The 11,501-nt window shown below is 60.8% G+C and carries 9 protein-coding genes; 6 read left to right on the top strand and 3 right to left on the bottom strand.

Going from position 1 to position 11,501, the window contains the following annotated elements; genetic code table 11:
- Nucleotides 1-20: 20 nt before the first annotated feature.
- Nucleotides 21-1,022: a hypothetical protein gene (locus tag LMG28727_RS10885; RefSeq protein WP_201642305.1), complete on the bottom strand. Its 1,002-nt coding sequence runs from the start codon at nucleotides 1,020-1,022 to the stop codon at nucleotides 21-23.
- A gap of 363 nt (nucleotides 1,023-1,385) precedes the next feature.
- On the opposite strand from LMG28727_RS10885, the gene LMG28727_RS10880 reads away from it, so the two are divergent.
- Complete coding sequence (locus tag LMG28727_RS10880; protein ID WP_201642304.1) at nucleotides 1,386-2,747, top strand: MFS transporter; 1,362 nt, start codon at nucleotides 1,386-1,388, stop codon at nucleotides 2,745-2,747.
- An 85-nt stretch (nucleotides 2,748-2,832) separates the two neighbouring features.
- Here LMG28727_RS10880 and LMG28727_RS10875 read toward each other — a convergent pair whose 3' ends face one another.
- On the bottom strand, nucleotides 2,833-3,933 hold the full coding sequence (locus tag LMG28727_RS10875) for an NAD(P)-dependent alcohol dehydrogenase (protein WP_201642303.1): 1,101 nt from the start codon (nucleotides 3,931-3,933) through the stop codon (nucleotides 2,833-2,835).
- Between the two features lie 402 nt (nucleotides 3,934-4,335).
- Nucleotides 4,336-5,742, bottom strand: a complete 1,407-nt coding sequence (locus tag LMG28727_RS10870; RefSeq protein WP_201642302.1) for a sugar porter family MFS transporter — start codon at nucleotides 5,740-5,742, stop codon at nucleotides 4,336-4,338.
- A 444-nt stretch (nucleotides 5,743-6,186) separates the two neighbouring features.
- Here LMG28727_RS10870 and LMG28727_RS10865 point away from each other — a divergent pair, with 444 nt between their 5' ends.
- The 5 genes from LMG28727_RS10865 (at nucleotide 6,187) to LMG28727_RS10845 (ending at nucleotide 11,364) form a co-directional block, all read left to right on the top strand.
- Nucleotides 6,187-7,077: a LysR family transcriptional regulator gene (locus LMG28727_RS10865; protein WP_201642301.1), complete on the top strand. Its 891-nt coding sequence runs from the start codon at nucleotides 6,187-6,189 to the stop codon at nucleotides 7,075-7,077.
- 167 nt (nucleotides 7,078-7,244) lie between these two features.
- The gene (locus tag LMG28727_RS10860) at nucleotides 7,245-8,411 is read left to right on the top strand and encodes a CaiB/BaiF CoA transferase family protein (protein WP_201642300.1); all 1,167 of its coding nucleotides are present in this window, start codon (nucleotides 7,245-7,247) and stop codon (nucleotides 8,409-8,411) included.
- A complete protein-coding gene (locus tag LMG28727_RS10855; RefSeq protein ID WP_201642299.1) occupies nucleotides 8,408-9,172 on the top strand; it encodes an enoyl-CoA hydratase in 765 nt (254 codons plus the stop codon). The genes LMG28727_RS10860 and LMG28727_RS10855 overlap by 4 nt, the downstream gene beginning before the upstream one ends.
- A 23-nt stretch (nucleotides 9,173-9,195) precedes the next feature.
- The gene (locus LMG28727_RS10850; protein ID WP_201642298.1) at nucleotides 9,196-10,512 is read left to right on the top strand and encodes an MFS transporter; all 1,317 of its coding nucleotides are present in this window, start codon (nucleotides 9,196-9,198) and stop codon (nucleotides 10,510-10,512) included.
- 213 nt (nucleotides 10,513-10,725) lie between these two features.
- Nucleotides 10,726-11,364: a cysteine hydrolase family protein gene (locus LMG28727_RS10845; protein ID WP_201642297.1), complete on the top strand. Its 639-nt coding sequence runs from the start codon at nucleotides 10,726-10,728 to the stop codon at nucleotides 11,362-11,364.
- The last annotated feature ends 137 nt before the right edge of the window (nucleotides 11,365-11,501 follow it).

The following is an 11,501-nucleotide window of genomic DNA, read 5'->3' as shown; positions in this document are numbered from 1 at the left end:
CCCACGGCTCACCCCACGGCTCACACGACGCCGAGTGAGCGAGCCTCTTCGTCGTATCGCGGATACGACGCTTTCAACACCGCGCTATTCAGAATCATTTCCGCGACCAGTGGCCGGTCGGCGGACGCTTCATAGACCCGCGTCCTGACCCACACCGATTCAGTGCGAGCGCTTTCGCTGAGCGCGATGATTTCGCGTTCCAGTTCGTACGTCTGGCCGACGAACAGCGGCCCACGAATTCGCCGGATCTGCTGACCGGCGAACAGCCCAACGGCAGGCTTGCGACCTGACAACCCCGCCTGCGCGCTGGTGCTGCCGAGCAATACGCTGATCATTTCCGTCGGAATGATGGGGCGTCCCCACGGCGACGCCGTGCCTTGCTCAGCCGAGTACCACGCGCAGGGTTCGGTGATGACCGCGAGCTTGTCGTTCAACGTGAACGGGTAGTGGTCGCCCATGTGATCGTCGAAGCCCATTGTGACCGTTTCGAGCGCCGCGCCGCGCTGGCCGACCTTCAGGTCGCGATTGATCACGAGGCCGGCGGAGGGTCGCAATTGCGCGATACGTTGTTCGAGTTGATGCGGCGGCAGACCGCCAGGGTCGCCAACCGACGCGCTACCGGTCAGGACCGGCGTGCCGTCCTTCTTCTCGGCGCGGATGCGCACGTAGCGGCTCTGCGGCGTGACCGGCAGTTCGACGAACGCACGCACCTCTTCGCCTTCCACCACCATGTTCTGGTAATGCGCGCTGATGCAGCCGGTTTCCAGCCATGCGCGGCCGAATAGCCGGTACAGCAGCGGATCGAACTGGCTGAAATGCGTCGGGCCTTCGATCGGCGCGGCGCGCAGGCCGAGTTTTTCGGCCGTCGCGTCGTCGTGGATGGAGCGGTGGCCATCATAGGTCTGGTCGGCCAGCATCTGGCGCGGGCTGCGCAGCGGGCCGCACAGTTCGGCGGACGGAAGTGCGAACGGCGGCGCGTCAGCGTTAGTGTCTGTGCTAGCAGAGAACGGAATCGTAGGCATGGGCGATATTTATACTGGATGGTAGAAAGATTGTAACGATGGATCCCGGCAGCGTCATCCCGACGAACCCTGAGCGACGATGCCGCGATTCACGAACGCTTGCATCCGGCGTAGTATGGGCACCTGATGTTTATACCAATTAGTATAAATATTGTACTTGGCAGTATATTTGTTGTCGTCGCGACGAACCTGCAGTGTTCTATTCCGCCGATTCGCGAACGTAACACATGGGCCAACCGGGCTGTGTCGTCAGGCGCGCCTCGATGTTCGGTTGCCCGTGAATGCTGTAGCCGTCCACGCACCGCGTACGCATGGCGCAAGGACGGGTTGGCAACGGAACGAAACACTAGCCAGGAGTGTGCAATGACATCAGTCGCAACGCCCGCGCCGGACCAGAGCCTTTCCGAATCGGCCGCCGACAAGGCGATGTTCTCGACTATCGTCTGGCGGCTAATGCCGTTGCTGTTTCTCGCGTATGGCGTGAACTATATCGACCGCATCAACATCGGCTTCGCGAAACTTCAGATGGCACAGCGGCTGGGCTGGGGCGACACGGTATTCGGCATCGGCGCAGGGATATTCTTCATCGGCTATCTGGTGTTCGAGATTCCGAGCAATCTGCTGCTCGACAGGATCGGCGCACGTAAGACGCTGCTGCGCATCATGTTCTGCTGGGGCATCGCCGAAAGCGCATTGATGCTGGTGCGCACACCGCTGCAATTCTATGTCGTGCGTTTCGTGCTGGGTTCGTTCGAAGCGGGCTTCTTCCCCGGCGTGATGCTTTATCTGACGTACTGGTTTCCGGTCGCGCGGAGAGGACGCATCATCTCGAAGTTCATGATCGCCATGCCGATCGCCGGGATTCTTGCCGGTCCCACTTCAGGCGCCACACTGAAGTTTCTCGACGGATTTGGCGGCTGGCAGGGCTGGCAGTTGATGTTTCTCGTGCAAGGCGTGCCCGCGTCGATACTCGGCGTGCTGATTTTCTTTTTCCTGACCGACCGGCCCGAGCAGGCGCGATGGCTGTCGCCGGCGCAAAAGCAGCGGCTTCTCGAGTTGCTCGGTGCAGATCGCGCGGATGCCGGTGCGACGGCTCACGGTTCGCTGTTGCGCGTGCTTCGCGATCCGCTGGTGTGGGCCTTCACCATCACGTACTTCCTCTCGCTCGGGGGCAGTTATACGCTGGCTTTCATGCTGCCGAGCATCGTCAGGAGTTGGGGAATTCCGGATCCGTTCACGGTTGGACTCTGTTCGGTCATTCCGTATGTCGTGACCGTGATCGCCCTGATTGTGTTTGGCAGCAGCTCCGATCATTTTCGCGAGCGCCGCTGGCATTTCGCGTCGTCTCTACTGATCTCGGCCGGCGGCGCGGTGCTGATTCTCCTGGCGCAGGGGCATGTCATCGTGCAACTGGCCGCACTTAGCGCCGCGGTGCCCGGCACCATTGTCAACGCTGCGATGCTGTTTGCGCTGGCCACCGAGCGGCTGCCGAAACGCGATGCCGCCGCAGGCATTGCAATGATCAGTTGCTTCGGCAATCTCGGCTCGGCGGTGGCGCCGGTCATCACCGGCCGGCTTGTCGAAAGCACGGGCAAGCCGATGATGAGCCTCTATTTCATGATCGCGGTGTATCTCATCGCGGTGATCTGGCTGTTGCTGAGAGTGCCGGCGCGCGCAACGGCAGCAAGCGGTGAGGTTCACCGTCGCGGTACGGCGGGTATCTGATCGACCTGCGACGCAGCATCGCATACGTGGCATACATCGCAGCGGTCGCAGAACGAACGTCACCCGCCGTGCGCGCCGCCTCCACTCAATGCGGCTTGATCGCTACCTTAAGCACGCCGTCTCTCTGATTGGCAAACAGGTCGTAGGCGGCGACGATATCGTCCAGCTTGTAATGGTGCGTGACCAGTACGCCGAGGTCGACGCGCCCGGACCCCACGACATTCAGAAGGCGTCTCATACGCTCCTTGCCGCCGGGACACAGCGCGGTGACGATTTTGTGGTCGCCAAGCCCTGCTGCGAATGCGCCCAGCGGAATCGTCAGGTCGGACGAGTACACCCCGAGACTCGATAGCGTGCCGCCCGGTTTAAGAATGCGCAACGCCGACTCGAACGTACCTTGCGTACCGAGTGCTTCAATTGACGAATCCACTCCGCGCCCGCCGGTCAGCTTCATGATCTCGTCCACCACGTCGACGTTCTTGAAGTTGAGCGTCACGTCGGCCCCCATCTTGCGGGCGATGTCCAGCCGGTGGTCGTTGCCATCGACCGCGATGATCGTGGTGGCGCCGAGCAGGCGCGCGCCCGCCGTGGCACACAAACCGATGGGCCCTTGCGCAAACACCGCCACCGTGTCGCCTATGCGGATGTTGGCATTCTCCGCCCCCTTGAAGCCGGTGGACATGATGTCGGGACACATCAGCACCTGTTCGTCGGTCAATCCGTCGGGGATGGGTGCCAGGTTGGCCTGCGCGTCCGGCACGAGCACATATTCGGCCTGCGTGCCGTCGATCATGTTGCCAAAGCGCCAGCCCGCTGTCGCCTTGTAGCCATGGCAACCGCATAGACCTTTGGCAATCAGATAGCTGCCGTCCTGCGACGCGACGCCGTCCTGCGCCGCGTAGGAGTTGAAGTTAGGACAGATGGCGCCGGCGATCACCCGCTGGCCTTCCTGATAGCCCGTCACCGCACTGCCGAGCTTTTCGACCACTCCTACGGGTTCGTGACCGACGGTCAAGCCCCGCGCAACCGGGTACTCGCCTTTCAGGATGTGCACGTCGGTGCCGCAGATCGTGGTGGTCGTAATGCGCACGAGCGCGTCGTTGGCGCCGACGTCGGGCAGGGGCTTGTCGGCGAGTTCGATGCGGCCCGGTTCGATGAATACGGCGGCTTTCATCATGGCGGTCATGAATGTCTCCTTCCGGATTGGATCAACAGTGTTTCACGAGGGTGTTCGCACTTCGTTCAACGGACTGCTGGTGACAGCGAACACGGCGCAGCTTTGTCGCGACTTTCCATCGACCTTGCCGCGCGTCCATCTTACTCCGTCAAGAATAGCGTCTGCCGCGCGTGGCCGGCGCGCGTGAATAGCAGGGTGCTTGCGCCAGATCAACGATGTCTGCTAATCGGCCGCGAACGGAAAGGAGGGAAAGGATGCGCTGACTCAACCATTCAGCGGCGGTATGACGTCGAGGGTTTTTTGCGTGAGCACGATTGATGGCAGACCAGACGCCTATAAACGATTACGCCGACGGACCGTCGGCGTAATCGTTCGTACATCGTGCAGTGGGCTATTGCTATTGCAGAGAACTCACTGCCCCAGCTCTCGCAGTGGCTTGCCTGCCATCAGATTGCGCTCAATCTGTTCGAGCGAAGTGGAGCGGGTTTCCGGCACGAAACGCAGCGTGACAATAATGAAGAATGCATTCATTGCCGCATAGAGCCAGAAAGTCGGGGCATGACCGATCGTGTTGAGCAGTGTCAGGAAGGTAGCGCCTGCCACGGTGTTCGCCACCCAGTTGACGAAGGTGGATGCCGAGATGCCGAAGTCGCGTCCTTTGATCGGCTGAATCTCCGCACACAGGATCCAGATCATCGGACCCGCGGACATGGCGAAGCCAGCAATGAAGATCACAAGCGCCGTGACAGCGAGGATCTGCGACGTGCTCGACGAGATACCGGCGTGCAGCAACCCGCCCAGCGCCGCGAGCGACGCCGCCATGACCGAGAAGCCGGTAATGAGGATCGGCTTGCGGCCCCAGCGGTCAACGAGACCGATGGCGATAAAGGTCGCCGCGACGTTCACCGCGCCGACGATAACGGTCCCCCACAACTGATCGTGCGCCGACCCATATCCCGCCAGGCCGAAAATACGCGGCGCGTAGTACATCACGACGTTGATTCCAGTGAGTTGCTGCATGATCTGAAGCGATATGCCGAGCCACACCGAGCGGCGGAAATTCGGGTTGCTGCGGAACAGGCCCCAGCCTTCCTGGCTGATCTTCAGTTGATCGCGAATTTCCTGAACTTCGACTTCGACTTCCTTGGTGTCCGCGCGCAATTGCTTGAGCACGCTTTGCGCCTCTTTGTCTCGTCCGACACTCATCAGCCAGCGGGGACTCTGCGGCAGCAGCAACAGGCCAGCTAGCATCGCGACGGCGGGCAATGCGATGACACCGAGCATCCATCGCCAGTTGCCGGTGCTGCTAAATGCCGTGTTGGAGAGGAAGGCGACGAGAATGCCGACTGTCACCATCAACTGGTGCAACGAGATCATCGAACCACGCATTGTGCGCGGTGCGACCTCGGACAGATAGAGCGGTGCGGTGAACGATGCAATGCCGACCGCCACGCCGAGCAGCACGCGACCCACGATGAGCCATTCAGGATCCGCTGCGAACGCACAGAGCATGGATGCAGCGGCAAACAGCGCTGCGCCGATCATCAGCGAGAATTTGCGGCCGATCTTTTTTGCCATCCAGCCCGATAGCAGCGCACCCAGGGCGGCGCCGACCATCATCGAACTGACGATCCATTCCTGAATGCGGTCGCTTACGTGAAACTGTTTGCTGATGAACGGCAGCGCACCCGAAATGACCCCGATGTCGAGCCCGAATAACAGACCTGCGAGCGCGGCGATGACGCAGGTCATGATGATCTTGAAGCGGCTATTTGTGCTTCTGCTATGCGCTGTTAGCCCATGGTGTGTGGTCGACATGGTGATCCTTCTGCTTTTTGTTTGATGGAGGGCGCCGTGGGCATCGCGTGATGAACGGGTTGCGAGGGGGGGCGAATGCGGTTTTTATGCAATGACCTGGCCTCGGCGCCAACTGCAGGAGCATTAGCATGTGGTGTGCCTGTCGTTGACGAAAGGCTTTCAGCGCGATGAGATGGGTGGGCATTGCCGACGTTTGTGTATGCGCGTTGATATGCGAACTCATCGCAGCAAACAACCGCTGCTCGTGATGAAGCCATCCGCACGCTCTAGTTGCCGGCAGGCAAGATCGCGGTTGACAGGCACTGCGCGTAAAGCCGATGGCGCTCATCACACGCCCGTACGCCGACCGCCCGATATCATGTCCAGATCGAGGCCGCGCTAGCCGAACCGCCATGTTCCAGTGCCCTATACCCCCCACTCCCTTCGCTACCATCCGGAGCGCCTGTGAAATTCGACACCACCACCGTCCGTCTGATCCTCGCCATTGCCGAGGAAGGCAGCATCTCCCGTGCCGCCGACAGACTCGGTCTGGCCGTGGCAGCCGCCTCCCGCCGGGTGACGGACCTCGAAGAGCAACTGGGTGCCAAACTCTTCAAGCGCGTCCCGCACGGTGTCGAGATCACCGAGTCGGGCGCCAAGCTGCTTCAATATGTCCGGCAGATCGACAACCTCGTCGACCGCCTGCAAGGCGACGCTCAGGCGCTCAATCAGGGCCTCGAGGGCCGCATTATCATCGGCGCACCGAAGGCCGTCGTCATTCAGTTCCTGGCGCGCGAGATTGCCGGCATCCAGCGCAAATATCCCGGCATCTCGTTGAAGATCGTCGAAGAGAACAGCAAGATCGTGCAGCAATTGCTTCGCGACAAAGTGATCGACGTCGGCATCTACGAGAAGAAAAGCGGCTTCCTCGATCTGGCGAAATTCGCGTACAAGGAGGACCGCCTGGTGCTGGTCTATAACCGCCGGCACTTCCAGTTTTCCGGCGGACCCGTCGGCATCGACGATATTCTCGATCTCCCCATAGTGAGCCTCGGAAAGGGTTCCGCGGTTCTATCCGCCGTGCAACGCGCGTACCGCAGCCGCGGGCGGCTGTTCCCCAATAATCTCTCCGTCAGCGGCTTTGACACGATGCTGGCGATGGTGCGCCATGGGCTAGGTGTCGGCCTGATGCCGCCCGATGTTCTGCGCAGTTTTCATCCTGAGGAGTCGCTGGCGTCGGCCGAACTCGATGGCGAGTGGCATCAGCGCAGCTACGTTCTGTCCGGTGTCGAAGGTCACGCTCAGGAACAAACCCTGCGCAACGTGGTGGCCGAACTGGTCGACAAACCGGCCTAAGCGTTGAACGGAGCGCGCCGCCCGGTTTCGCGATGCGCGAAACCAGACATGATCGACGCATTCTTGCGGCACCCCGGCATGTAGCGGACAGTGACAGCAGAAGACCGTCGGCCATGCCCGGCATGGACAGACGGTCTCACTGACACCTTCTACAGAGGAGACTCGGGATGACCGAATCGAAGCATCAGCCGCTGCAAGGCATCCGCGTGCTGGACGTCAGCCAGGTCATGGCAGGCCCTTACGCCACCATGCTGCTGGCCGACATGGGCGCGGACGTGATCAAGGTCGAGCCGCCCGAAGGCGATCAGACTCGCGGTGCGATGGGCTTCAAGATGAAGGGGCCCGACAGCATGGGCTTCCTGAACATGAACCGCAACAAGCGCTCCGTCACACTCGATCTGAAGAGCGACGAAGGGCGCGAGTTGTTCTACAAGCTCGCGAAGACCGCCGACGTCATCGTCGAAAACTACCGTCCGGGCGTGGTGCAGCGTCTGTCCATCGACTACGAGTCGATCCGGGCGATCAACCCGAAGATCATCTACGTCAGTATCTCAGGCTTCGGGCAAAGCGGGCCGTGGGCGTCGAGGCCCGGCTTCGATCTGATGGCGCAGGCCATGTCCGGTGTGATGAGCGTGACCGGCTACAAGGGCGGCAAACCCGTCAAGGCGGGTGTGCCGGTGGCCGACATCGGCTGCGCGCTGTTCGCCGTCTACGGTCTGCTGTCGGCCTACATCGGCGCGCAAAAAACTGGCGAGGGCCAGCACATCGACGCGTCGCTGTTCGATTCGGTCATGGCTTTCTCGATCTGGGATATGTCCGAATACTGGGGCACCGGTGTGCCGCCGACGCCGCTTGGCACCAGCAACAAGATGAGCGCACCGTACCAGGCCGTGAAAGCGCGAGACGGCTACTTCGTGATGGGCGCAACCAATCAGAAGCTGTGGACGAAGCTGTGTGAACTGCTGGAGCGTCCGGACCTGATCGCTCACAACGACTACGCGAGCGTGTCGTTGCGGCTGAGGAATCGCGAGGCACTGATCGAAGTGCTGGAGCAGGAATTCGCGAAGCGCGACAGCGCCACGTGGGTCGACACGATGCTCGCCGCCGGTATTCCGGCCGGGCCGATTCTGTCTTATCCCGAGGCGTTTGAGAGCGAGCATGCAACCCACCGCCGCATGTGCATGGAGATCGATCACCCGAACGAAGGCAAGGTCAAGAACATCGGTTTTCCCGTCAAGATGCTGGGCACGCCGCAGACGGTGCGTCGTCATCCGCCGCTGCTGGGCGAGCACAACGACGAGGTCTTCGCCGAGATCGACGGGACCGCGCCATGAATGAACTCGTCAGTCTCACGATTCATCAGTCGGGCGCAGCGGAGATTGTGATCAATCGTCCCGAGCGGCATAACGCGATGACGCTCGATATGTACGAGTCGCTGCTGGCGCGGGTCGCCGAGTGTACGTCGAACGGCGGCGTGCGCTGCATCCTCTTCCGGGGCGCGGGTGGTAAGTCGTTTATTTCCGGCACCGACATCGCGTACTTCAACGGCTTCCGCGACGGTCGCGATGGCGTGGCCTACGAGGCCTTCGTCGAGCGCGTCATCGACACGGTCGAACGGATTGCGGTGCCGACCATTGCCGTGATCGATGGCTGGGCCGTCGGCGGCGGCCTGGCGCTGGCAACCGCCTGCGATTTCCGGCTCTGCAGCGACGGCTCGCGCTTCGGCGCGCCGATCGCGAAGACGCTTTCCAACACGCTGTCGTCACGCAACATCGCACGGTTGCAGGCGTCGCTTGGTGTGCCGCGGGTCAAGAAGATGTTGCTGCTCGCCGAGTACCTCACCGCACAGGAAGCGCTAGCGTGTGGCTTTGTCTATGACGTGTGCTCGCACGATGCCCTTCAGGACAACGCTGATGCGCTCGCGCAGCGCCTCATGGCGCTCTCACCCGTCACGCAGAAGGCCGTAAAGGAAAGCCTGCGCCGCATTGTCGTCGAACAGCGGCTCGACGATGAAGATCTGATCGAAGAGGTGTACGGCAGCACTCGTTTCACGGACGCCGTGGTCGAGTTTACTTCGGGATCGTCGAAAAAATAACAACGAACAATGTGGAGTGAGACATGAAACGACTACAGCTCAAGGCAACCACGGTCGTCCTGTTGATGTTGTGCCTGATGTACTTCATCACCTACGTCGACCGCGTCAACATCAGCACCGCCGCCGGACAGTTCAAGTCCGAACTCGGGCTAAGCAACACACAACTCGGCTTTATCTTCTCGGCTTTTGCGTATCCGTATGTGATCTTCCAGTTCATCGGCGGCTGGGTCAGCGACCGCTTCGGCGCCAAGCGCACGCTGATCGCGTGTGCCGCCATCTGGGCGGTGGCGACCACGCTGACGGGCCTCGCCGGAGGTTTCGCGACACTCGTCGCGGCCCGGCTGCTGTTGGGTCTGGGCGAGGGCGCCACGTTTCCCGCGTCCACCAGCGCGATGGCGTCGTGGGTAAGGAAGGACAAGCGCGGTATGGCCCAAGGTATCACTCACTCGTCAGCGCGGTTGGGCAATGCTGTGGCGCCGATCCTGGTGCTGACGTTGATGACTGCGTTCGACTGGCGATTCGCCTTCTATCTGCTCGGCGCGCTGAGTCTGGCGTGGCTGGTCCTGTGGTACGTGACCTACACCGAAAAACCGGCGGATCATCCGCGCATCACTGCTGCCGAAATTGACAGCCTGCCGCCGCCCAAAGTTCGTCCGGTGGAAGTGCCCGGCACCTGGGCGCGTCTTTATCGTCGCCTGCTGCCTGTCTCAGCCGTGTATTTCTGCTACAACTGGATCCTCTGGTTGATGCTCGACTGGATGCCTCTTTACTTCATGCATAGCTTCCATCTGAACATCAGGAAGGCGGTGATTTTCACTTCAGGTGTGTTTGTCGCCGGCGTGTTCGGCGATCTGATAGGCGGTCTCATCAGTGACAGGCTGCTTAGGCGCACCGGCAACCTGAAGCTCGCGCGCAGCGTCCTGGTCGCGTTCTGCATGACCATGACCGGCCTGTCGCTGATCCCGGTGGTATTGATCCACGATCCAATGTATTCACTGATTTTCCTGGCCGCGGCAATGTTCTTCAACGAAATGAATATTGGGCCGATGTGGGCAATTCCGATGGACATCGCCTATGACCGCTCGGGTACGGCCAGTGGCATCATGAGCGGCACGGGATTCACAGCGGCTATCGTCAGCCCAGTTGTGGCGGGTTATCTGATAGATCGCATGGGCAACTGGAATGTCACCTTTTTGCTGTCCATCGCGGTGATGGCATGCGGTGTAGTGCTGACGTTTGTCATGAAACCGGATATGCCGTTTGTCGTGACGCTCAAGTCAGCGGCGTCTTCAGCACGTGCTGGCCGAGATGTCGCGTTTCCGGTCGTCGATAAAAACTGAAAATGTGCCGATGTATCACAGATGTCATTTCTATCGCGGGAGCGGATGGCGAGAACACCTTCCGCTCCCAAGGCAGCGCGGTGATTGTCCTCGTCAGGATCGTTGACAATGCGTCGTTTGAACTGCTGTAATCGCTCAGGTGGTCCGCTCGGCTTTTCTTTCCGGGAGTTGCCATGCGCGAAACAACAGTCAATTCAAACGTGAGTTAAAGCTATGTGTAACATCCGAAGCCTGTTGTGCGCACTGGTGCTTGCGTTGCCCTTTTCCGGCATCGCGCACGCCGACATCATCGACTCCTGGGGGGCTGTCAAGACACCGCCGCCACCGGCTCTGAAGCCGGTCACCGTGACCGATCCCGCCCATACCGCGCTATTGCTGCTTGATTTCGACACCAGCACCTGCAACGACAATGAACGCCCCGACTGCGTGGCTTCCCTGCCGCATATTGCCGATCTGTTGGGCAGGGCCCGCCAGGCGAATCTGATGACCGTCTACAGCCTGACCAGCACGGGCACACTGGCGACCGTGCCGTCGGTCATTGCGGCTAAGGGTGATGAGCACGTAGTGCGGTCCGGCGTGGACAAATTCCTCAACACCGATCTCGAAGAGGCGCTGAAATCCAGGGGCATTCAGACGGTGATCATTGCCGGCACGGTGGCGCACGGCGCTGTGTTGTACACCGCGAGCGAAGCGGCGTTGCGCGGCTTCAAGGTGGTGGTGGCGACCGACGGCATGTCGAGCAAGGAGCCGTTCGGTGAACTCTCAACTGCGTGGATTCTCGCCAACGCGCCGGCCGGCGTGGCCAGGAACGTCACGCTGACGCGCTCCAGCATGATTGGGTTTCCGCAGTAGGCAACGCGTTGTCCCCGAGATTTTTCTGCGCGCTGCGGATGGTCGCTAACAAACTGGATAGCGCGACAATGTGACGGCGAAATCGCGAACGCAAAACGGGAAAAGCACACGGCCGCCCGGAGGCGGCCGTCTTATGC

The sequence above is a fragment of the Paraburkholderia metrosideri genome, assembly GCF_904848625.1.
GTDB classification, from domain to species: Bacteria; Pseudomonadota; Gammaproteobacteria; order Burkholderiales; family Burkholderiaceae; genus Paraburkholderia; species Paraburkholderia metrosideri.
This window is presented reverse-complemented; position numbering and strand designations above follow the sequence as displayed.

Coding starts and splice junctions, on each gene's coding strand:
- LMG28727_RS10885 (WP_201642305.1), bottom strand. CDS start 1,022: ATGCCTACGATTCCGTTCTCTGCTAGCACAGACACTAACGCTGACGCG.
- LMG28727_RS10845 (WP_201642297.1), top strand. CDS start 10,726: ATGTGTAACATCCGAAGCCTGTTGTGCGCACTGGTGCTTGCGTTGCCC.
- LMG28727_RS10850 (WP_201642298.1), top strand. CDS start 9,196: ATGAAACGACTACAGCTCAAGGCAACCACGGTCGTCCTGTTGATGTTG.
- LMG28727_RS10880 (WP_201642304.1), top strand. CDS start 1,386: ATGACATCAGTCGCAACGCCCGCGCCGGACCAGAGCCTTTCCGAATCG.
- LMG28727_RS10870 (WP_201642302.1), bottom strand. CDS start 5,742: ATGTCGACCACACACCATGGGCTAACAGCGCATAGCAGAAGCACAAAT.
- LMG28727_RS10875 (WP_201642303.1), bottom strand. CDS start 3,933: ATGACCGCCATGATGAAAGCCGCCGTATTCATCGAACCGGGCCGCATC.
- LMG28727_RS10860 (WP_201642300.1), top strand. CDS start 7,245: ATGACCGAATCGAAGCATCAGCCGCTGCAAGGCATCCGCGTGCTGGAC.
- LMG28727_RS10855 (WP_201642299.1), top strand. CDS start 8,408: ATGAATGAACTCGTCAGTCTCACGATTCATCAGTCGGGCGCAGCGGAG.